Below are 21,640 nucleotides of genomic sequence, written 5' to 3'. Positions count from 1 at the left end.
GTAACGGGGCGCGGCGGGCGTAGGCAAGACCGATGCACACGCCGCCGTCCGTCCAGCCGCCCGAGGAGCCGCCTCTGAACTCCCGGCTCCCAGCTCTCAGCTCTCAGCTCTCAGCTCTCAACCGTCGGAGCCGGAGACGGACACCCTCGCCCGGTTCGGACAGCGCGGGCCGACGGGTGGCCAGTGTCCAGCCGACGGCGGCGACCGCGGCCAGCGCGAGGGCGGACAGCATCAGCGTGGTGTGGGATCCGGCGCTGTCGGCGGCCCGGGCGACCGGGTTGGGCGCACCGAGGCGGTCGACCAGCCAGCCGAGGGCCGCCGTGCCGGTGAGCAGCGCGCCGCCCACCCGCAGCGTGGGCTGTACCCGCATCCGCGCGATCACGAGCAGCGTGGGCAGGGCGAGGCAGACCAGCAGGAGTTGGACCAGCTCGATGCCCAGGTTGAAGCCGAGGAGGCTGAACACGAGCTGCCCGGTGGACAGTTGCATCTCGGCGAGCACGAAGGAGAACGCCATGCCGTGGCCGAGGCCGAACACGCCGGCCACGACCGCTTCCCGGCCGGGGAAGAGGGGGCGGACCGCGTGTACGGCGCCGACCAGGATGCTGGCGGCGATGAACGCCTCGACCGGCCAGCTGGGAATCTCCAGACGGCCGAGGGCGGTGGCGGCCAGCGCGACGGAGTGGCCGATGGTGAAGGCGAGCGTGATGCGGCCGATGCGCCCGAGCGCGGAACGGGCGCCGACCAGCCCGTCCCAGCGCCGCCCGACGGCCAGCAGCGGTGCGGGCAGCAGCAGGATGAGCAGGAACAGCAGGTGGTCGGTGCCGGTGAGGATGTGGTCGCCACCGAGCTTGACCATGGCGATGAAGCCGCGCCAGGCGCTGCCTTCACCGAGGTCGACGGTCAGGGGCTCGACGCTCATCTTCCGGACGTCGAGGCGCACGGTGCCGACCTGGGTGGTCCCGACTTCGCCGACCCGGCCGGCGGCCCAGTCCTGACGTACCGTCACTAGCGCCACGTGCGTGACGACTTGGTGCACGATCACGTCGTAGTCGAGTGTGAAGTGCCGTACGTCGGCGCCTGCCGGCGGCGTGAACACGGCCTTGGCGACCAGCTCGCGGTACGGGCCGGTGGAGGTCTGCTGGGTGCGGCCCAGGCTCAGCGCGCCGATGCTGACCTGCCAGGCCTCGCCCTTGAGCGTGGTCGGGCGGATGTGCTGGGCGAGGTAGGCGCGGACGGCCTCGGCCTTGGTGGGCAGGGCGGCCGACTTGATGGTGGTCAGGTCGATGCCGCTGGCCGTGGCGAGGTCACCGACGGGCAGTTCAAGGCGCGCGGTGACCGAGTCCTTGTACACGTCGAGCTGGACCACTGAGTGCGGCATCGGATGCGCGGCGGCCGGCGACGCTCCGAGGAGGAGCGTCGCCGGTACCGCGATCGCGATCCCGGCCACCAGGCGAAGTGCTGTGGTCAGCCAGTTTCGCGGTCGGGTCATGAGAAGGAGAACTCGCTGCCGTAGTCGCGGGTGTGGTCGCGGTACACCGTGTGGTAGTGGACCTTGCCCTGGATGACGAGGCCGTTCTGGCAGACGAACTCGACCCAGACGCCGGGGCCGTCGATGCGCACGTAGTCGCCCTGGGTGTCGAGGGCGGTGCCGCCGGAGACGGCCACGTAGGTCTCGTTCAGCTCACGCTCGTACGTCTTCATGAGCTTCTTCGCGGTGGCGTCGTCCACGTTGGAGACCCAGGGGTAGATGGCCTTCAGAACCAGCTTCTGCTGCTTGGGCGACAGCTCGCTGACCTTGATGCCTTCCTTGGTCTCCGGGAACTGGCCGTCCTCGCCCGGGCCGAGCAGCACGTCGTTGTACGTCCCGGACAGCTTGGCGGTGGCCAGCTGCTCGGTGCTCAGGCTGCTGGTCAGCGCGAGCATGCCGCTGCGCTGCTCCTCCAGCGGCGAGTACGTGGTGCCGTCTTCGGCGGTCCAGCTGGTCGGCTCGACTCCGATGAAGAAGGGGCTGGCGCCTGCCACCTTGCCCTTCTTGTAGGTGAGGTTCACGGCGAGGTGGTGGCCGCCGAAGTGCATCTGCCAGGTGCCGTCCGCCGAGGGGGTGCCCAGGAACGCCATGTAGTAGAGGCCGCTGCCGTAGCCGAACGAGCCGCCACCGCCGGTGCCGCCGGAGGGCGGAGCGCCCGTCGGGGCGTCGGTGGCCGTGGAACTCGCCGTGGCCGACGGGTCCGCCGAGGCGGTGCTCGACGCGGCGTCCGAGGGCGCCGCCGGCCCTGCACCCGCGGAGCTGGTGGCCTGCACCGAGGCGAGCACGTCGTCGGCCTTGATGATCTGGGTGATCTGGTCGTACCCGCTGCCCTTGCCGGTACCCGTGGCCACCTTCAGCAGCTGCTGGGCAGCGGCCAGCTGAGTGTCGGTCAGGGAGCCGAGCTCGATGCCGGGACGGCAGGTGGAGCCGCACGGCAGGTTCGACCACGCCGTGGCGTTCTCCTCCGTGAGGTCGAGCAGCACCTCCGCCTGCTGGTCGGCGTCCAACGTGTTCAGGAACGCGTTTGCGGCACTGACCACGGCCTTGGTGCCGGTGGCCTTCTTGTCGACCGGGCGCTGGACGCCTGCGGCCGATTTACTCGTCGACACATCCGTCGACGCATTCGCTATGGCAAAGCCACCGCCGACAAGGACGATCGCCGTGATGGCACCGGCCACATTCCGCGTATTCCGTCGCATGCGCACTCGACGGGTTCTTTCTCTGCTCATGAACCACTCCTTCAAGCCTGGGAACGACGCCCCCGGCCATGAGGGCAGCACCTATCGACCGGCTCCGATATCGCCGCATCCAAATAGATACTGGACATTTCTCCACACCCAACGACCGCTCGTCAGCGGCCGTGGGCAGGACTGAAACGCACGACAGGCGCCTGGACACCCCGTGCGATTGTTGACAAGATTATCGACACTCTTACCGGAATCTCAATGCCTCTTCAGAAGAAGAAAAACATTCTTGAGTCGCACCCCCGCACGGCGCGAATTCACGGCATTCGCTTATGTATTTGACAGGTCACGCTTATCGCGTAAATAGAAATTCCTGCTATCGCCGATACCCGGCCGAGGGGGCAGGCCGCGCGAACACGGCGCGGCACGTCGATCACCGCCCCGCCGTTGAGACCGCAAGTGGGACCACAGACGACAAGGCGGCACACGCCCAGCACCGTCGTCACGTCCGGAAAAAGCAAAAGCCCCAGGTCACGGCGAGTGAGTCCTGAGGCTTCTACAGAGCCGCCTTCGGGATTCGAACCCGACACCTACGCGCTACGAGTTGTCCGATCTTGGTCCGGGGGCATCCGTGGGCCTCCACGGACCCAGCTTCCTTCATGGTCACAGGCCCTATGAGACTTGAGCGGAGGTAACCGAACGACCATGGAATGAACGGCCTTTGAGACCACGATTGAGACCACTCGAAGCCCAGCCCGCTTACGTGAGATGCCCGTTCGGGCCGCTCGCACAGCACGCCCGATGCGCCGCCGCCACGGACATGGCTGCACTCCGGGCGGGTTGGCCAGCCGGCCTTGCAAGGCTGCGAACACCCATCCCGTCCCCGAGCAGAAATGCAACTTCAGCATCACTTCGGCCGGCCTCTGTCAGGCCGTCCTGCTACGCAGCACCGTGCCACCACGGCCGTACTGCCCACTGTGCGGTCCTGACCCGACTGCTACAGGCTACCGCTGGGTAGAAGTCTCGGCACAGAGGAGGCCCAGTGGATCCAGTATCGGTCGGGTTGTTGGTCGCGTTGGCAGGCGGTGCCGGTGGAGAGGTTGGCCGGCAAGCCTGGACGGGGCTGACCGCATTGGTTCGGCGTCCGCTGCGACGTGGCGAGGACGGTCGTGGATCCTCTGTATTCAGTTCAGGAGAAGCAGAGTTGGTTCGGCTGGGACAGGCTCCGGGCGACGCGAGTCGTGCGCAGGCACTGAGCACGGCGCTCGCCGTACGGGCGGCCATGGACGAGGACTTCCATGCGCTGCTACGGCAGTGGTACGAGGGAGCCAAGCTCGTGCGCACGGGTGACGGTGGCACGCACAACACCGTCACTGGTGGCACATTCAGCGGGCCGGTACTCCAAGGCCGGGACTTTTCCGGCAACTCCTTCGGCGTTCCGCCAGCGTCCTCAGACTCGTGACCCGAGGTACTTCATATTCGAGGTAGCGGCGTTGCTGGAGGCTGGTCGGGCCGGGAGAGCTGTGCACGCAAGCGGGCGGCGGCATCGTCGTTCATGAGCCGTTCGTACAGGGCGAGCGCACCCAGCCATTCTTCCTGGGCTGTGTTCTTGTCGTCGGCCTGGTGCAGCGCGGTCCCCAGCGTCTCCAGAAACCATGCTTCTCCGGGCCGGTCGCCGATGTCACGTGCGTTGTCCAGTCCCTGCCGAAGGAATTCGATCGCTTGCGGCAGTTCTTTCTGACGCATGTGGGCATAGGCCAGCCGTGATAGCGCGATGCTGAGGCCGAAGCGGTCGTCGATCTCGCGGAAGACTTCAATCGCCTGCCTGCAGTACGGTGCCGACTCCTTGAAACTTTCTAGCCGCTGATATGTGGCCCCCAGGCCCTGCAGCGCGAAGCCCTCGGCACTTCGGTATCCGGTTCGGCGCGCTGTCACTAGCGCTTCCTGGAGGTAGTTGAAAGCTTGGTCGTAGCGGCCAAGGTTGGCGCAGGCACCGCCCAGGTTGACCAAGATCATCTCTCCCTCGCGTCCCAGGGAGCGATAGCAGTCCAGGGCCAGGCGTTGATGGTCCAAAGCTTCCTGGTAGCGGCCCTGGTAGTAGTAGGCCCCACCCAGGCCCCGGTGCAGCTCTGCTTCGGCGCGCAGGTCGCCCACCGCCCGAGCCGCTTCCAGCCCTGCTGTGTGAGTGGCCGTCCAGGAGCCGAAGGGATTACGGCGTTGGAAATACGGGTGCATCGCCACAGGCAACCAGCACGCCACATCATGGCGTTCGTCTTGCCTGGCCTTCCTTACCACTGCCTCGAAGTTGTCGAGTTCGCCATCGCACCACGCAAGCGTCTGCTGGTGGTCGGCGAACACGGGAACGGGAGTGAGTGGCACCCCAAGGGTCGACGGCAGCATAAACGGGGTATCAGGATCGCCCACCAACAGGGCTGTCCTGGCTGCGGCCGCCGCATGCACATACCAAAGGAGCACGCGATCCACGGCCTGCTTGCGGGTTTCTGGACGCTCGTCCGCAGCAGCGCACTCCAGGGCGTAAACGCGCAGGAGATCATGAAAGCGGTAGCGACCCTCGATGGGTTCTGCGATGAGGTGGTGGCCGGTCAATTTGTCCATGAGCCGGCGTGCGGCTGCTGGTGATGTGTCGTTGAGCGCTGCGGCGGCTTCCACGGACATGTCAGAGCCGGGGTGCAGGCTCAACAGCCTGAACTGGCGTGCCAGTTCATCAGGCAGGGCGCGGTAGGACCACGAGAAGACGGTGCGCACCGTCGTCAGCTCGTCCTCGCCGGTGGACATCGCATCCAATCGGCCGTTCTCGTCGGCGAGTGCCTGCGCGAGTTCGGACAGCGACCTGCGTGGATGTGTCACCGCGTACTCTGCCATGATCCGCAGCGCCAGCGGCAGGTGGGAGCAAAATTGGGCAATACATGCGGACGCATCGGGCTCGGCGACGATGCGGTCCTTGCCAACGATCTTGCCCATCAGGGTCTGAGCTTCGCCAGGAGACAGCATGTCCAGGACCACCCTGCGGGCGCCGTCGCGCGCGACGAGGCCGGGCAGCAGACTCCGACTTGTGACCACCACCTGCGACCCTGGCGAGTCGGGCAACAAAGGCCTCACTTGCTCGGCCGTGTTGGCGTTGTCCAGGATGATGAGCACCCGGCGGCCGCTCAGCAACGTACGGTACAGAGCTGCTCGCGATTCGACTTCGCGCGGGATCCGCTCGGGCGGTACGCCCATGGCCCTCAAGAAGCCCTCAAGCACCTGACCAGGCGCCAAAGGCAGGCCAGGCCCGTACCCCTGAAGATTCACATACAGGTCACCGTCCGGGAACCGATCCCTGACTCGGTGGGCCCAGTGCACGGCGAGCGCCGTTTTCCCGACGCCGGCCGTACCCGCAAGGGCCGACACGATCAGCGCCTGTGACCCAGCCGGCTGGTCACCGAGCAGCGCGTCCAACCGATCAACATCGCTGTGCCGGCCCGTGAAGTACGCAACATCACGAGGCAGTTGCCGGGGCCCGGGGAGCTCCGCGCCGGCACCGGAGAAGTGGAAGGTATTGCCTTGGAAATCTCGTCCTTGCAGGACGCCTCCGGCGACGTCGGCCGCCTGGTTGCGTGTCTCCTGACCCGGTAACGAGTCCGCCATCAGCGTCCCCTCGCACGTTCTTCCCCAGAGCCTATGCCACGTATCGCCTAAGGCAGAAGGTCGCATCCCCCGGGCGGGGCAAACAGCCGCCTCTCACAGACTCTCGATTCCTGCCCACGTGGGCGCGTACAATCCTCCCGGTGAGTCTCGAACCTGATCGGCTATCACAGGTGACACTCCGGCCGGTATCAGCCGATGACGAGGGAAGATTTCTCGAACTGGCCAGCCTAAGCGCCGGTCTGCATCATCCATGGGTGGGGCTGCCCCGTACGCCCAGCGCATTCTCGGATTACCTGAAGAAGTCCGATCAGGGCACCGCCGTCTGCATGGTCCTTTGCCTCAAGGACGGCGGCGACCTGGTGGGCATGATCAACATAAACGACATCGTGCGTGGGCCATACCAACGGGGTGTACTCGGATATGCCGCGTTCCTGCCCTACGCGGGTCAGGGCTACATGTCAGCGGGTGTCGCGCTGGCGGTGCACTACGCCTTCGAACGACTTGACCTGAACCGTGTGGAAGCTGATATCCAGCCGGAGAACGAGGCCTCCCTGAGTCTGGTGCGGCGGCTCGGCTTCCGCAGAGAGGGCCTCTCGCCTGGCTTCATCAGGATCAGGGAGGTCTGGCGCGACCACGAACGCTGGGCGATTACCCGAGACATGGAACTCCCGGTCGCCCCCAGCGAGTTACAGCCACCTGCAGGCAGTTGACTCTTGGATCATCACCCCGAGCTCGCGGTCACAGCACTAGGCGTTACGGCGCCAGACACCTACGTCCTGCCGCGCCAGACACTCGTCCACTTCGGAATATGGCTGGACGCAGTTGGCACTTGATCTTGAGTCCAGGGAGAGGAGTCCAGACGGGGACCTACACGTACCTGGCGGAGTTCCGGGCCGACGCGGTGGCGTTGGTCCGTTCGTCGGGCCGTCTGGTCTCATAGATCGCCGCCGAGCTCCGGGTGAACCACAAGACGCTGCGACGGTGGGTTGAATGCTGCGGACAGGACCGAGCGGCCCGAGGCCGCCGCTGGGTCGGCGAAGCTGGGCCCACAAAAGAGCAGCCTTCGGGATTCGAACCCGAGACCTACGCATTACGAGACCATGAGTGATCGTGTTGCGTCGTGCTTCGTCGTGCTGCCTGGTGATGTTTTGCCTGATCAGAGCACGCGTAACAGGTTGACCCGTGCCACCCCGTGATGCAACGTCCAAAGGCGTCTGTCCACCGGCTGTCCACCGGTGGGGGTCTCACCAGCCCGCCGGTGAGACTGCCGCTTGGGACTGCCAGCGATGCTGCCGACCGGTCGGAGAGACGAGCGAAGGTCACTGTGGGACCTCTACAAGCTATCCGCCAGTGGGTTCCTCCCTGGTAGCACCTCATCCTCTCAGCTGCCTGCCCGGTCCTGGCTCGGATGTGTTCCACCAGGGTTGCAGTCGGGGTACTGGTTGATCCAGCCCGGGCCGCCGATGTCGAGTTGGTGGCGGGCGCGGGTGACGGCGACGTAGGCGAGGCGGGCTTCGGCGTCGATGTCGCCGGGCAGCGGATCGCCGTTCTCGTCCGCCTCTTCCTGGTCCATCGGCTCGGTGAAGTCCTCGCCGATGCGGACGGAGGCCCATTCGCGGCCCTTGGCCTTGTGGGCGGTGGAGACCACGATCTCAGCACCCTGCTCGACGGAGCGTTTGTCCACCGCGTCGAGGATGACGTCGACGCCGTGTTCGTCGACGAGGTCGACGAGCGGCAGCAGGTCGCGGCCGGACGGATCGTATTCGGCGCATTCCTGGAGCTCGCCCCAGGAGTCGAAGAGGATCAGCCCGGGGTGGGTACTGCGCTTGCCGGCCTTGAGGTCTCGGGCGGCGCGGGCAAGGGCCCGCAGTGCCTCGCCCCCGCCGACGAGGGCGACACGGCGGCCTTCCTCCAGCAAGTGCACGACTTCGAGCTTCGCGCCGACGTTGGACCGGCACAGGATCGCGTCCGGTTCCTGGACACGTTCGAGGCGGGTGCTGACCGCCGGGGCGCCGGTCAGCACCCTCTGGCCGTGTCGCACGCCGCACGGTTGGGTGAGCACCGGTGCTCAGTGCGACCAACCCCTGGCGACTGCACATCGCCTGCATTGCCGCTAAAATGAAGGCATGACCGCGATCACGATCCGGGACGTCCCGGACGACACAGTCAACGCCCTGAAGGTCCGCGCCGCACAGGCGGGCAAGTCGCTCCAGGCGTACACCCTGGACCTCCTCGCCCGGGAAGCCGCCAAGCCCACCCTCGCGGAGATGGCCAACCGCCTGGAGCGTGAAACCCGCACCGAGCTCAGTACGACCGACATCCTCGACGCCATCGAGGACGGGCGGAGCCGACGTTGATCGTCATTGACTGCTCCAGCCTTGTGCACTTCCTCCTCGACCACGGCAAGACCGGTACCGCGATCCGTGAGCGCGTGAGCCGCGCCGACACCCTCGCAGCGCCGGGCCTGCTGGACTACGAGATCACCTCGGCCGTCTACGGGCTGGCCCGCGGCCGGCGAGGGGGCAAGCCGAAGATCACGGAAAAGGAGGCGCTGAAGGCGATCACCGACTACCAGGCCCTCGCTCTCGACCTGCACCCAACGCTGGTCCTGTGGCAGCGCGTACGCGAGCTGTCGAACAACCTCTCCGTCTACGACGCGCATTACGTGGCCCTCGCCGAGAGCTTCGGTGTTCCGCTGATCACCAGCGACGCCAGGATCGAGCGCAGCGGGGCGGCACGCTGCACGATCGAGACCTTTGAGGCATCCAGCACCTGACCCCGGCAGCACCAACGCGCAGGGTTCCACAACCCACGAACGGTCTGTGAGGTTCCGTAACTGTCGCACTGGGTCTGACCTTGACGGCTTGGGCGCGATTCTCGGCTGAGCAGGGTGGGACTGTAGGCAGTCGGCAAGGCCCGGCTTGGCACTGGAACTCCGGGCAAGCGCAGACGGTACAGGCGATGGTCGGCTACGACCATCGCGGCGCCCGGGTCGGCGCCCACACTCTCGGCCTCGCACCGTGCGGGTTCGGCGGGCCTCCCGCTGCGACAGAGCCGTACGGGGGCCAGTTCCTCCCACCCCATGGACCGTCAGCGCCCCACCGTCCACCGCGGTACAGGAAGACTCGGGCAGTAGCCCTCCTCGGCCAGCCAGGCTCGTGCCCGGCCACGCTGTCGCTCATCGCAGAAACGGTGGTACCGGCGCCAGGCGCGCTCGTCACGGGCAAGGGTGTCCTTGAAGCGCCGGAAGGCGCCCCGCCCGCCCGTGGGGATCCGCAGCCGGTCGGCGAGGACGGCGTCGCCAAGCCCGTCGATGAACAGCTCCATGTCCCGGTAACCGGCCCGGGAACCCTGCCCCGGCACATACAGCCATCGCTCCGGATCATCCGCCTCCGCGGCCTCGGGCCGACAGGCGGCCTCCATCCGGTGGCGGGAGCGCTTCGTCCGGCTCCGTCAGCGAGCAGGCCTGGCCCTGGAACTGCCGATTGTCAGCGCCCTTCCGGTATCTCGACGAAATTCTGGAGGCGCTTGAGGATCGTTCGCTGGGTGTGGTGGAACCTGAACCCGATCCAGGGGCTCATCAGCCAGACGAGGACGTTGTTCGGCCGGAATGTGCTGTGCGCCGTCACCAGGGTCCCGCCTTCACGGTGTTCGAGGTTGAAGCCGGCCCGCCAGTCGGAGACCCGGCGGCTGAAGCCGGAGGTGTCGTTGTCGATCGCCCAGGTGATCCGCCACTGCTCGTCCTCTTCGATTTCGATGCAGCGCTCCTGGGTCGCGCCGGGTTTCCCGCCGAGTACGACCGAGCAGATCCGCATCGCTCCGAGACGGTGATCGCCGGTGATGCGAATGATGTACGGGTGCCAGCGGGCCTGTGCATCCGGGTTCTTGATCACCTGCCAGACGGCGCTTAACGGGGCGTGGATGAGAACCTCGTCCTCGATTCTCACTTCGGGCATGTGGCCTCCTCCGACGTTGTCCGAACCGCCGGTGTCTCAGCTGACCTTGTGCCAGACCTCGCAGCCGGTGTCTCGAAGGCTCCGCCGGTTGCCTTGACGGTGGTCGTGGTCTGCCTGGTCGTGGTGCCGTTGGCGATGATCTCGTCGAAGTCGGCGGACGTACCCTCCCGGGGCCCAGCATGCGAGAGGCAAGCCCGGGTCCGAGGCGCCGAGGTTCTGTTGGCGCCGGACTCGATGTCGGTGCCGACCATGTGGGTGCCTTCGCCGGGGATGTCCGCCACGGCCGGCTTCGGCCTGACGGTCACGGTCGGTGCGGTCGGCATGGTGGTGACGAATCCTGGGTCCTGCGGTCTGTCGCCGACCTCAACGCGTGCGGTGCTCTCGGATGCGCGAGACCCGCTCCGGCCGTGTCCCCCCAAGGACAGTGCGGCCGGAGCGGGCGCCCCGGACCGGGTCCTCCCGCCTCGGGGGAGCGGCGGAAAGACCCGGCGTCAACGGCCCGCATCAGGGCCGCCATTCCGTCGGTGCCTCCACACACCGAACGGGGGTCCGCGTCAGCACGCATGGTCGCGGCAGTGCACCTCCATGCCGACGGTGTCTCTCCGGCGCGGCCACTGCGAATTCCCGCCGACAGAACACTTCACCGGGATTGAGTGGCCGCAGGCGCGGCGGGTCGGCGTCCCGTTCGCGGCTACCGGGCGGTGGCCGCCGCTGTAGATGCGTCCCGACACGCCACGCCCGAAGCCAGGGTCCTCGGACGGCGATTCGATGGACCTCCATCCAGCCTTGAACACCCCCAGTGGATATCGCATGTGACGATTCTGTCGGGTTTACGTGAGTCCTCTGTGAGGCCGCAGTGAGAGAGTTCTCATGCGTGTGTCGCATTGGGGTGGAGCGGCGGGTGGGCCGGGCAAGCGGTTGCCGACGCCAAGCCTGTGGTGTTGCTGCCGGTTGATTTGGGGTGCTCGCGCGCACGAACGCTTGATCCATGAGTTCGCTGCACTCGAAGAGCCATGCCCACGGCGGAGCGTACGGAACTCCTGGGGCCGCGTGGCCCCAGGTACCGCTGGATCCCGGCCAGACTGATCCGGGCAGCTGCTCAGTGCGGCGTGCTGCATGACGGAATCCTTGAGCGATCGCGGAGAAGGGACGTACGAGGGGGCACGACAACCGCCTCCGCAGGGTGCGAGGTGAGGGGCGCAGCCGCTCTGTCGGCGGCGGATCGGAGGCCCAGTGGTCCCGTGTGCCTCCTCGGGCGAGAGCCCCTCCTCGTGCGTCAGGAGGAGGGGCTCCCGCGGCCCGGCTGGGGGAGTTGAGTGAGACAACCGGGCCTGGCCGCCTGCATGGACCTGCGCGGGAGGGTCAGGTCCGCAGGCGGAGATTCGGATGGCCGCCAGGAGGCGTCGGGCTATCGGTTTCGGAGCGGGTCGGGGCCCGGAGGGCGGATGCCTTCGCCACCGATCCCGCTGCGTGTTCGGGTGCGGTGAACAGCTGATGCATGCCGCACAGCAGCAGGAAGAACCTGTCGTCTTCTGACACGTCGGGGTGCTTGCGGCCGCCCGTCTGGAAGCGGCGGCGCCCCGGCAGCCGGAGGACTGCGGGTGGGGGCTGCTGAGGCCCCGCGTAGCCGGCCAGCTGCGGCCGGTTCCAGGGACGGATCCTCGTCGAGCCCACAGCGAGGCTCCTGTTGGCATTCCACGCCTTGGTGAGAGCGATCCTCACAAACCACCTCACCTCTGGGTTCCTTCCCAGTAGGCCTGCGCGGCACGGTCGTCCTCCGGGGTCCAGTGCGCGGTCTCCGGCGCGATGCCGTGGCTGTACGGGTAGTAGTGCGGAGGAGCGGCGTGTTGCTGCACATGCACCGGAACCTGCGCGGCATACCCGTGCTCGGGGGCCCCGGCGTGGTCGTACGGGCCCGGTGCCGTGGGGGGCCTGACGTCCTGTGGCCGGCGGGGCCCGGGAATGGGCTGGAACTCCGCAGTGTCCGCTTCCTGTTCGGAATGCCGGGCAGGTGCGTCCGTCTGCGGTTCGGCACCCGGCAGCAGCACTTGAACTTCTTCGGCGCCCGCCTTGCGGCGCTGCTGCGCCCATTCCTCCACCTGGCTGCGGCAGGCGAGATCGAGGTGCTGCACACGCGTCAGATCCACATGGACCCTTCGCTCGTTCGCGACCGACTCCAGGGCTTCGATCAGGCGCGGCAGCCGCAGGAAGGTCGCGTTGCCGTGCATCTCCAGGCGCACGGTGCCGCTGTGCGATGTCTTGTGGATGGTGATCCGGGACATGCGCAGGGCGACCAGCACGATGGCGACGGCCAGGCCCGCCACCACTCCTTCGAGGAGATTCGCGACCATGATGGCGAGAGTCGTGATGATCATGACGATGCCCTCGCCGCGGTCGGTCTTCCACATCTTCGGGAAGGCAGGGGGGTCGAAGAGCTTCCAGCCGGCGTGGACGAGGATCCCGGCGAGCACGGCCACGGGGATGAGCCCGAGCAGAGCGGGAACCAGGAGCCCGAATCCGAGCAGCCAGCCGCCGTGCAGAATGCGGGAGACCTTGGTTCTGGCTCCGGCCTGTACGTTGGCGGCGCTGCGGGCGATGACCGCGGTCATGGGCAGCGAGCCCAGAAGTCCGCACAGGGTGTTGCCGACGCCCTGCGAGAACAGCTCCGCGTTGTACTGGGTACGCGGCCCGTCGTGCATCTTGTCGACGGCTGCGGCGCTGAAGAGGCTTTCGGCGGAGGCGATGACCGCGAAGGTGATGACCATGGTGATCACCTCGGGGTCGGCGAGTGAGGCGAACTCACTCGGCCCCGCGAAATGCACCGCCCCCAGCAGGTTGCCGACCTCCACGCGCTTGACGTCGAACCCGGGCAGGGAGGCGAGCACCGAGCCGAGCATGACCGCGACCAGGGGGGCGGGCACCCTGCCGAGGGGAGCGGGAACCTTCTTCCACAGGAAGCACAGGCCCAGGGAGAGGACTCCGAGGACGAGGGCGGCGCGCTTCTGCGGCGCGGCGAGAATGGAAGTCATCAGGTCGGGCAGGCCGGCGATGTTCTTCAGGGCCGAGCCGAGCTGCTTGGAGTCCGTGAGGGCGTAGGTCTGGCTGAGGATGAGGGGGAGCCCGATCCCGGCGAGCATGCCTTGCACCACGGCGAGTGAGATGGACTGGAACAGGCGTCCCATGCGGAGCGCGCCGAGCGCCATCTGGATCAGACCGGAGACCAGGACGACGGGGCCGAGCAGGGCCAGACCGTGCGCGCCGACGAATTCCAGGACGAGCGCGGCGAGTCCGGCGGCCGGTCCACTGACCTGGAGGTTGCTGCCGGGCAGAAAGCCGACAACCAGGCCGCCGATGATCCCGGAGATGATGCCGAGGGCGACCGGGACACCGGAGGCGGCCGCGACGCCGATGCACAGCGGGAGGGCGACCAGGAAGACGACGAGTGAGGCGACGATGTCCGTGCCGAAGGAGCTGGAGGCGGCCGGCTGGCCGGGAGCCCTTCTTGCATGGCGTGCACTGCGATGTCGTGCGTTCGACACAATGCTCCTTTCACTCACACCGGTCACCCGGTGCGGGTGGGAGTGGCAGGTGGGGGCGCGGTGTCAGTGCCGGCCGAAGGTCCCCTGTATGTCGTCGCGCTCCCAGATCTCTCCGGTGTCCACCCGGTAGAACCAGCCGTGCAGGTTCAGCAGGCCGTCGGCCCTCCTGCGCTCGACTTGGGGGTAGCCGCGCAGCGTCTCCAGTTGGGCGGTGACGTGCCGTTGCACGATCTTCGCCATTGCCGCGTCCTCGGGCGGGGCGGCCAGCAGTGGGGCCAGCGAGGGCCGGGCGAACGCCACCCAGTTCGCCACGCTGGGCAGCTTGGTCAGATCCTCGTCGCGGGCCAGGGCTCCCACGGCGCCGCAGTGCGAATGCCCGCAGACGATGATGTGGGAGACCTCGAGTACTTGCACCGCGTACTCGATGGTGGCGGCCTCTCCCGACCGCCGGCTCGGCCGGTACGGCGGAATGATGTTGCCCGCGTTGCGCAGTTCGAAGAGTTCGCCCGGGGCGGCGTGCGTGATGAGGGTGGGGACCACGCGCGAGTCCGAGCAGCTGATGAACAGGGTCGTGGGGGCCTGTCCGGCGGCGAATCGCCGGAACAGTTCGCCGTTGGGGTCTATTCGATGCCGAAAGGAGCGGGCCTGTTGGAAAAGGTCGCTCATCCTCACGTCTCCTGACTCTGGGCATCCCCGACGGATGCCGTTCGGTGAAGAGACTGTGAGGTTGACGTGAGTTACCCGTGAGGCCACGGTGAGAGTGTTCCCATGGGCACGACGAAGAGGTTTGTTCGGCAGACAGCCCGCTGGTCAGGCGCGCAGCCGGTAGCCGACGCCGCGGATGGTCTCCACCCGGCCGGCACCGACCTTGCGGCGCAGGTAGCGCACGTAGACGTCGACGATGTTCGACCCCGGGTCGTAGTCGAATCCCCAGACGCGGCTGAGCAGCTGTTCGCGGGTCAGCACCTGGTCGGGGTTGCGCAGGAACACCTCGGCCAGGGCGAACTCCCGCGAGGACAGCTCCGCCACCCGCCCGTCCACATGCGCACGGCGAGTGCGCAGATCGAGGACGAGGTCACCGACCCTCAGCAGTGACGCCTCCGGGGCGCCTTCCCCGCGCAGGCGCAGGCGCACCCGTGCCAGCAGCTCCTCGAAGGCGAACGGCTTGGAGATATAGTCGTCGGCTCCGCCCTCCAGCCCGGCGACGACGTCGGACACGCTGTCGCGGGCCGTCAGGATGATCACCGGAATGGCCACCCGGGCCTCGCGGAGTTTGCGTAACACAGTGAACCCGTCGCAGGCCGGGAGCCCCAGGTCCAGGATCAGCAGGGCGCAGTCGCCCACCCGCGCCTGCTCGTACGCGGACAGCCCGTCAGTGACGACCGTGGGGACGAAGCCGTTGCTGCGCAGGCCCTTCGCTACGAAGGCGGCGATCCTGATCTCGTCCTCCGCTATGAGAATGCGGTTCATGGTGTCCTCTCTGCCAAGGAAAGTGAGCGGGCAGGTCGATCACGAATCGGGCACCCCCGCCCTCGGCGTCCTCCACCCAGGCGGTGCCGCCGTGCGCCTGCGCGATCTCGCGGACGATGGCAAGCCCGAGGCCGATCCCCGTGCCCGCGGGATCGGGTGAAGCGGCACGGCCCGCCTGAGCGAAGCGGCCGAAGATGCGCTCCCGGTCCTCGGGCCCGACGCCCGGCCCGGTATCCCGCACCCACAGCAGTACGCGGCCCTCACGCACCGCGGAACCCATCTCCACCAGGTCACCGTCCCGCGTGTGCCGCACCGCGTTCGCCGCGAGCTGGATCAGCCCCTGCGTGAGCCGCTGGCCATCGACGAGCACGGTGGCCTCTGCCACCGCCGCGACTCTCCAGTGCCGGTCCCCCAGGGCCCGAGCCTTGGCGACCACATCCACGACCAGATCGGTGAGGTTTGTCTCGCCGAAGGTCAGGAAGTCCGGGTGTTCCGCTTTGGCCAGCAGAAGCAGGTCCCCCACGATGCGGGTCATCCGGTCGAGTTCGTCCACGACCAGGGCCCGTGTCCCGGCGCGGGCCTCCTCGTCTCCGTCCATCAGCTCCAGGTGCCCGCGGACCACCGTGATCGGGGTGCGCAGCTCGTGCGCCACCTCGTCCAGGAACCGGCGCTGCGTGGTGAAGGCGCTCTCCAGACGGTCCAGCATGTTGTTGAAGGTGTGTGCCAGCGCCGCCACGTCGTCGGTACCCGTAACCGTCAGCCGCCGTGTCAGGTCGGACTCGCTGATCCGTTCGGCGGTCTGCCGGACCAGCCGGATCGGCGCCAGGACCCGGCCGGCCACCAGCCAGCTGGCCAGGCCCGCACAGAGCAGCGCAGCGCCGCCGGTGACCAGCAACAGCTTCCCGACCTGGCGCTCCTCGCGCAGCTGACGGTCCCGGAACTCCAGCACCACCAGCCGCACGTCGTGCGGGTCGCCCTCCACGCGCACCGGTATGACTCCGTAACGCACCTTCCCGGCCGGGGAGTCGAGCCAGCCGATCTCCGTGCCACGGACTTCGGCCAGCCGGGCGATCACGGCCTCTTCGCGGTCCAGCCGGGCCGGTACCTCATTCGGGCTGCGCCGGTCGGCACGGCCGTCCACGATGCTGAAGAACGTCTCCTCGCGGCTCGGCAGATTGACCGTCATGAACGCGGTCAGCAGCGAAGCAGCATCGGGAAAGGGCCGCCCGGTGGCCGGCTCGCGCGCCGTCTTGGCGAACCGGCGCAGTTTGTCCGCCTCCCGCCGGAGCTGCTCATCCACCTGTCTGTCGAGCTGTGCCTGCCAGATCACCGTGATACCGAAGGTGGGCGCGGCCAGGGCCGCACCGACCAGGAGCAGCATCCATCCCACGATGCGTGACCGCGCGCTCGGCGTGCGCCTGCGCATTACTCAACCGTCCCCACCACCACCGCCGTTGCCGTCGTCACCGCCGTCGTCGTCGCTCCCAGCAGAGGTGCTCGCGCTGCTGCTCGGTCCGGAAGTTGTCGGGCTGGGAAGGGTGCCGGTGTCATCGGTGCTGTGGGGTGGGGGCAGTGTGCTGACGGGCTGCCCCCCGGGCTCCGACGACGCAGCCTTGGACGGAGCCGGTGACGCTGGAGACGGCGTTGATCCGGAGGCAGGAGCGGACGACCTCGACGTATCGCCCGGTAACGGCTCATCACCGCTGTTTCCCGGCACGACGATTCCCGGGCCGAGTTCCAGCGGATCGCCATCACCGGCCCACAGACGCCCGACCGCCATTCCCGCGGCTGCCAGTGCGCACACCGCAGCGATCGCCACACTCACCCTCCGAAGCGTCATCAGGCCAGTCTGCTTCCCGCTCGAACACGTTGATGAAAGAGGAGAACTTTCTCATCTCCCACATCGGCCGGATACACCGCCCGATTCGGGAACCAGGCGACAACTCGACGACGGTGCCCGGCTCGCGGGCCGGGTCTGCGCCTCCGGACGCAGAGGCCCCCCGGGGCAACGGTGGCCCCCGGCGCGGGCCCCGGACGCGGGTCTCCATGGCCGGAAGGCCACAGCGACATCGTCTTGCGCCCCACCGGGCGTCAGCCGGCTCGGCGAAGCCAGGCGGGCGAAAATTTGGGAAGGCGCTGACTCCGCCGTCGCGCCGAGCACTGGGAGCACCCCGATCACCCGCCTCGTAAGAGGCAAATGCCTATAGCACCCCAAGAATTGCATATTCCAGAAGCACCCACAGAGCTTTGGAAATTCAACTGCCATGAGGGGCGAGGAAGTCGGTCAGGTGCCGTTGGCCTGGCCAACCGACCTGCATGCCTCCCAGGCCAGCCGGGCACGGCACCCGCACCAGGTTGCCGTGGACGCACTGCCGGAAGGCGTTGCCGTCATCGGGATTGGCCGCAACGTCGTCGCCCGCCTGCACACCGGAGAATCTGCGAACGCGGGGTTCGCTGCTGCGAGCAGCACCGCGGCGGACGCGGTGAGAAAGACAGAGCGGTGAAGGTCCTTGGCCACATGGCGCTGAACAAGTCGGGCACCCAACGGTTGCCGCAGGCACCGAGCCGCACCCGCCTCACAGGGGCGCGAGCCACCCGGAGGGGGCGAATCGGCAGTCATTCACTCGCCGTGGTAGCGCGACAACATCGCCCCGGAGTCCCGCCGAGCATTTGTGGGACCTCAACAGAAACGGATACAGCACCCAGGGTGCCCACAGCCAGGACGACGACGCCGCGCGAATTGCTGCTCACGCCTAGGATCCGGTGCGCGGCTCTCCGACCGACCCGTTCCCTGATGAAGTGTCACGCACGCCTGTCCACCGGTTGTCCACCGAGACTCATCACGCATTCCTGCCCCATCCCTCTTGGATGAGCAAAAGACCAGGTCGGAGGCTCGCATCGTCTGTACGGGCACAGAAACCACACCTCCGACCTACGCATTGCGATGCATAGACCACCCATGTCCGATTGACCCGGATTCCAAGGTCAACAGAAACAAGAAACCCCAGGTCACGGCGAGTGAGTCCTGGGGTTCCTCAGAGCCGCCTTCGGGATTCGAACCCGAGACCTACGCATTACGAGTGCGTTGCTCTGGCCATCTGAGCTAAGGCGGCGCGCCGTCCGCACTATGGTGCGATCAGCAACGCGGGTAAGTCTACACAGTTTCGAGGGGTGCTCCGAACACGCCCCGGGAGACCGCCTCCGGGGGGTGCGGCAGGGTTATGAGCAGCGCTTTCCCTTGGTGGCGGGGGTGCCCTTGAGGAGGTAGCGGTTGATCGTGGAGTCGATGCAGTCGCTGCCGCGGCCGTAGGCCGTGTGGCCGTCTCCGACGTAGGTGAGAAGGGTGGCGGAGGAGAGCTGGGAGGCGAGGCCCTGGGCCCAGGGGTACGGGGTCGCGGGGTCGCGGGTGGTGCCGACCACGAGGATCGGGGCGGCGCCCTTCGCCTCGATGCGGTGGGGCTCGCCCGTGGGCTTCACCGGCCAGTACGCGCAGTTCAGGGAGGCCCAGGCCAGGCCCTCGCCGAAGACGGGGGACATCTTCTCGAAGGAGGGGAGGGCCTTCTCCACCTGGTCGGGGCGGGAGAAGGCGGCCGGTAGGTCTAGGCAGTTCACGGCCGCGTTGGCGAACATCAGGTTGGCGTACCTCCCGTCGGCGTCCCGCTCGTAGTAACTGTCGGAGAGGGAGAGCAGACCCGCGCCGTCCTTCTCCTTCATCGCCGCGGTGAGGGCCTCGCGCAGCTGCTGCCAGGCCGCCTCGTCGTACATCGCCGCGATCACACCGGTCGTCGCGAGCGCCTCGCCGAGTTCGCGGCCGTCCGCGTCGCCCGCCGGGATCGGGGCCGCGTCGAGCTGCTGGAAGAAGGCCTTGAGGTTCTTGCCCGCCTGGTCCGCACTGGTGCCCGTGCCGCCCAGTGGGCAGTCGCTTCGGCTCACGCAGTCCTTCGCGAACGACTGGAAGGCCGTCTCGAAGCCCGCCGTCTGGCCCTCGGTCAGCTTGCGGGCACTGAGCGACGGATCCATCGCGCCGTCCAGGACCAGCCGGCCCGCCCGGTCGGGAAAGAGCCCGGCGTACGTCGCCCCGAGGAACGTTCCGTACGACGCCCCGACGTACGTCAGCTTCTTGTCGCCAAGGACGGCCCGCAGCATGTCCATGTCGCGGGCCGTCTCCACCGTGGACACGTGCCTCAGCAGGTCGGGCGAGCGCTGCCCGCACCCCTCGGCGAACTGCTTGTAGGCATCGACCAGTTGGTCCGTCTCCTGCACGTCGTCGGGGGTGGTGTCCGTCTGCGTGTACGTGTCCATCTCACGGCCGGTGAGGCACTCGACCGGCTCGCTGCGGGCCACGCCGCGCGGGTCGACGGCGACCATGTCGTAGCGGGCGCGGACCTCCGCGGGGTAGCCGATACCGGCGTACGCCTGGAGGTAGCCGACCGCAGAGCCGCCCGGCCCTCCCGGGTTGACCAGCAGCGAACCGAGACGCTTCCCCGGGCCCGTGGCCTTCTTCCGGGAGACGGCCAGCCGGATGTCGCCCGAAGCCGGCTTCGCGTAGTCCAGCGGCGCCTTCATCGTGGCGCACTCGAAGCCGGGGACACCGCAGGTACGCCAGGTCAGCTTCTGCCCGTAGTACGGCGACAGTGCCGACGGCGTCGAACTGGGCAGCGCGGCCAGCGCCGAGTCCGCCGTCGACGCCGTGGTCGAACTCCCCGAGGAGCAGGCCGAGACGAGCAGCGCGGTGGCGGCCAGCAGCACGCCGCCCACCCGGAGCGACCGGGGCTGCGTACGGAACGGACTAGGGGAACTGATCGGCCGGCCGGACCGGGCCGGCCGAGGAGCGCGCCTGATGTACATCCAGCGAGCGTAACCTTACGCGATCAATTGATCACCATCAGTTGCCCAAGCGCCTCGTTCGAGTGACGCGGTCAACCAGTCACACCAGCCAGGCCGACGTCTCTGGACACACGGACCACGCCTCGATGCCCGAACGCCGTCAGCCCGCCCGCAGCGCCATCGTCATCGCCTCCACCGCGAGCAGCGGAGCCACATTGCGGTCGAGGGCCTCGCGGCACGCGGCGATCGCGTCGATGCGGCGCAGGGTCGCCTCCGGTGGGCCGCCGCGGGCCAGCCTCTCCAGGATGTCCTCGGACTCCGTGTTGGCGAGGGCCACACGCGAGCCGAGCTGGAGGGCGAGGACGTCGCGGTAGAACCCGGTGAGGTCGATCAGGGCCAGGTCCAGTGCATCGCGCTGCGTACGCGTTCTTCGGCGCTTCTGGTTGTCCTCGAGCTCCTTCATGACGCCCGCGGTACCGCGGGGCATGCGGCCGCCCTGGGCCGCACCGAGCGCGGCCTTCATGTCCTCGGTCTCCTTGACGTCGACTTCCTCGGCGAGCTGCTTGGCGTCCTCGGACGCCGTGTCGATCAGCTCCTGGGCCGCCTTGAGGCAGCCGCCGATGTCGTCGATCCGGAGGGGCAGCTTGAGGACGGCGGCCCGGCGCTCGCGGGCACGCGGGTCCGTGGCAAGGCGACGGGCGCGACCGATGTGGCCCTGCGTCGCGCGCGCGGCAACCGCCGCCACGCCGGGCTCGATGCCGTCACGGCGTACGAGGATGTCGGCCACCGCGTCCACGGGCGGGGTGCGGAGTGTGAGCAGGCGGCAGCGGGAGCGGATGGTGGGCAGGACGTCCTCGATGGACGGGGCGCACAGGAGCCAGACCGTACGGGGAGCCGGTTCCTCCACAGCCTTTAGCAGGACGTTGCCCGCGCCCTCGGTGAGGCGGTCGGCATCCTCCAGGACGATGACCTGCCAGCGGCCGGTCGCCGGGGACATCTGGGCGCGGCGGACCAGGTCACGGGTCTCCTTCACCCCGATGGAAAGCATGTCGGTGCGGACGATCTGCACATCGGCGTGGGTACCGACCAGACTGGTGTGGCAGCCGTCGCAGAAGCCACAGCCGGGGACACCGCCCAGCGCGCGGTCGGGGCTCACGCACTGGAGGGCGGCCGCGAACGCCCGCGCCGCCGTGGAACGGCCCGAACCGGGCGGGCCGGTGAACAGCCAGGCGTGCGTCATCTTGGACGCCTCGGGCGGCGGGGTGTCCGAGGCGATCGCCGTGACGAGGGCGTCGGCGTCACGGGCAGCGGCGGCAAGCTGCTCGCTCACCTTCTCCTGACCCACCAGGTCGTCCCACACGGGCACGGGGCACCGCCCTTCCGTCGCATTTCGCCTTGCCGCGTCCATTGTGCGGGTCGCCACTGACAACGGGTCCCCCGGCCGGGGGCCCGCGGCTGCAACCGGGGGCCGGCAGCCGCGACCGCCGC

Annotated in this window: 17 protein-coding genes and 1 tRNA gene; 4 read left to right on the top strand and 14 right to left on the bottom strand. The window is 68.1% G+C overall.

Translation table 11 applies throughout. The features are described 5' to 3' along the window. Nucleotides 1–103 precede the first annotated feature (103 nt). A complete protein-coding gene (locus OG219_RS26665; RefSeq protein WP_266830517.1) occupies nucleotides 104–1,489 on the bottom strand; it encodes a HupE/UreJ family protein in 1,386 nt (461 codons plus the stop codon). After that, nucleotides 1,486–2,757 carry a DUF3500 domain-containing protein gene (locus OG219_RS26660; RefSeq protein ID WP_266830515.1) on the bottom strand — a complete coding sequence of 424 codons (1,272 nt, stop codon included), beginning with the start codon at nucleotides 2,755–2,757 and terminating at the stop codon, nucleotides 1,486–1,488. Before OG219_RS26660 ends, OG219_RS26665 begins: the two co-directional genes overlap by 4 nt. Nucleotides 2,758–3,916: 1,159 nt before the next feature. Between OG219_RS26660 and OG219_RS48175 the strand changes: the two genes are divergently transcribed. Then, entirely contained in the window at nucleotides 3,917–4,174 is a 258-nt protein-coding gene (locus tag OG219_RS48175) for a hypothetical protein (RefSeq protein ID WP_323183302.1), read from the top strand. Between the two features lie 11 nt (nucleotides 4,175–4,185). Here OG219_RS48175 and OG219_RS26650 read toward each other — a convergent pair whose 3' ends face one another. After that, the gene (locus OG219_RS26650) at nucleotides 4,186–6,360 is read right to left on the bottom strand and encodes a tetratricopeptide repeat protein (protein WP_266830511.1); all 2,175 of its coding nucleotides are present in this window, start codon (nucleotides 6,358–6,360) and stop codon (nucleotides 4,186–4,188) included. Nucleotides 6,361–6,500: 140 nt separating this feature from the next. Between OG219_RS26650 and OG219_RS26645 the strand changes: the two genes are divergently transcribed. After that, nucleotides 6,501–7,070, top strand: a complete 570-nt coding sequence (locus tag OG219_RS26645; RefSeq protein WP_266830509.1) for a GNAT family N-acetyltransferase — start codon at nucleotides 6,501–6,503, stop codon at nucleotides 7,068–7,070. Between the two features lie 671 nt (nucleotides 7,071–7,741). On the opposite strand, the gene OG219_RS26640 is transcribed toward OG219_RS26645, so the two are convergent. Next, a complete protein-coding gene (locus OG219_RS26640) occupies nucleotides 7,742–8,401 on the bottom strand; it encodes a 3'-5' exonuclease (RefSeq protein ID WP_323183301.1) in 660 nt (219 codons plus the stop codon). Nucleotides 8,402–8,486: 85 nt separating this feature from the next. Between OG219_RS26640 and OG219_RS26635 the strand changes: the two genes are divergently transcribed. Beyond that, nucleotides 8,487–8,717 carry an antitoxin gene (locus tag OG219_RS26635; protein WP_266830507.1) on the top strand — a complete coding sequence of 77 codons (231 nt, stop codon included), beginning with the start codon at nucleotides 8,487–8,489 and terminating at the stop codon, nucleotides 8,715–8,717. Then, nucleotides 8,714–9,136, top strand: coding sequence for a type II toxin-antitoxin system VapC family toxin (locus tag OG219_RS26630; RefSeq protein ID WP_266830505.1), 423 nt, complete (start codon nucleotides 8,714–8,716; stop codon nucleotides 9,134–9,136). Before OG219_RS26635 ends, OG219_RS26630 begins: the two co-directional genes overlap by 4 nt. Nucleotides 9,137–9,450: 314 nt before the next feature. On the opposite strand, the gene OG219_RS26625 is transcribed toward OG219_RS26630, so the two are convergent. From OG219_RS26625 to OG219_RS26580, 10 genes are all read right to left on the bottom strand, one after another. Beyond that, nucleotides 9,451–9,783 carry a hypothetical protein gene (locus OG219_RS26625; protein WP_266830503.1) on the bottom strand — a complete coding sequence of 111 codons (333 nt, stop codon included), beginning with the start codon at nucleotides 9,781–9,783 and terminating at the stop codon, nucleotides 9,451–9,453. Nucleotides 9,784–9,848: 65 nt separating this feature from the next. After that, complete coding sequence (locus OG219_RS26620) at nucleotides 9,849–10,316, bottom strand: SRPBCC family protein (protein WP_266830501.1); 468 nt, start codon at nucleotides 10,314–10,316, stop codon at nucleotides 9,849–9,851. Between the two features lie 1,362 nt (nucleotides 10,317–11,678). After that, complete coding sequence (locus tag OG219_RS26615; protein ID WP_266830499.1) at nucleotides 11,679–11,990, bottom strand: hypothetical protein; 312 nt, start codon at nucleotides 11,988–11,990, stop codon at nucleotides 11,679–11,681. A 56-nt stretch (nucleotides 11,991–12,046) separates the two neighbouring features. Next, on the bottom strand, nucleotides 12,047–13,771 hold the full coding sequence (locus tag OG219_RS26610) for a SulP family inorganic anion transporter (protein ID WP_266836238.1): 1,725 nt from the start codon (nucleotides 13,769–13,771) through the stop codon (nucleotides 12,047–12,049). Nucleotides 13,772–13,918: 147 nt separating this feature from the next. Continuing rightward, nucleotides 13,919–14,521 carry a carbonic anhydrase gene (locus tag OG219_RS26605; protein ID WP_266830497.1) on the bottom strand — a complete coding sequence of 201 codons (603 nt, stop codon included), beginning with the start codon at nucleotides 14,519–14,521 and terminating at the stop codon, nucleotides 13,919–13,921. Nucleotides 14,522–14,665: 144 nt separating this feature from the next. After that, entirely contained in the window at nucleotides 14,666–15,325 is a 660-nt protein-coding gene (locus OG219_RS26600; RefSeq protein ID WP_266830495.1) for a response regulator transcription factor, read from the bottom strand. After that, nucleotides 15,228–16,751: a HAMP domain-containing sensor histidine kinase gene (locus OG219_RS26595; protein ID WP_266830493.1), complete on the bottom strand. Its 1,524-nt coding sequence runs from the start codon at nucleotides 16,749–16,751 to the stop codon at nucleotides 15,228–15,230. The genes OG219_RS26600 and OG219_RS26595 overlap by 98 nt, the downstream gene beginning before the upstream one ends. Before the next feature lie 1,613 nt (nucleotides 16,752–18,364). Next, nucleotides 18,365–18,438 (bottom strand) — tRNA-Thr (locus OG219_RS26590). 106 nt (nucleotides 18,439–18,544) lie between these two features. Continuing rightward, complete coding sequence (locus tag OG219_RS26585; protein WP_266830491.1) at nucleotides 18,545–20,173, bottom strand: alpha/beta hydrolase; 1,629 nt, start codon at nucleotides 20,171–20,173, stop codon at nucleotides 18,545–18,547. A 139-nt stretch (nucleotides 20,174–20,312) separates the two neighbouring features. Continuing rightward, nucleotides 20,313–21,518 (bottom strand): DNA polymerase III subunit delta', encoded by a 1,206-nt coding sequence (locus OG219_RS26580; RefSeq protein ID WP_266830489.1) that lies wholly within the window; start codon nucleotides 21,516–21,518, stop codon nucleotides 20,313–20,315. Between the last annotated feature and the right edge of the window lie 122 nt (nucleotides 21,519–21,640).

The sequence above is a fragment of the Streptomyces sp. NBC_00038 genome, from assembly GCF_026343635.1.
In the GTDB taxonomy this organism is placed as follows: Bacteria; Actinomycetota; Actinomycetes; order Streptomycetales; family Streptomycetaceae; genus Streptomyces.
Note: the sequence above shows the minus strand (reverse complement) of the source record. Positions and strands in the feature narration are given on the sequence as shown.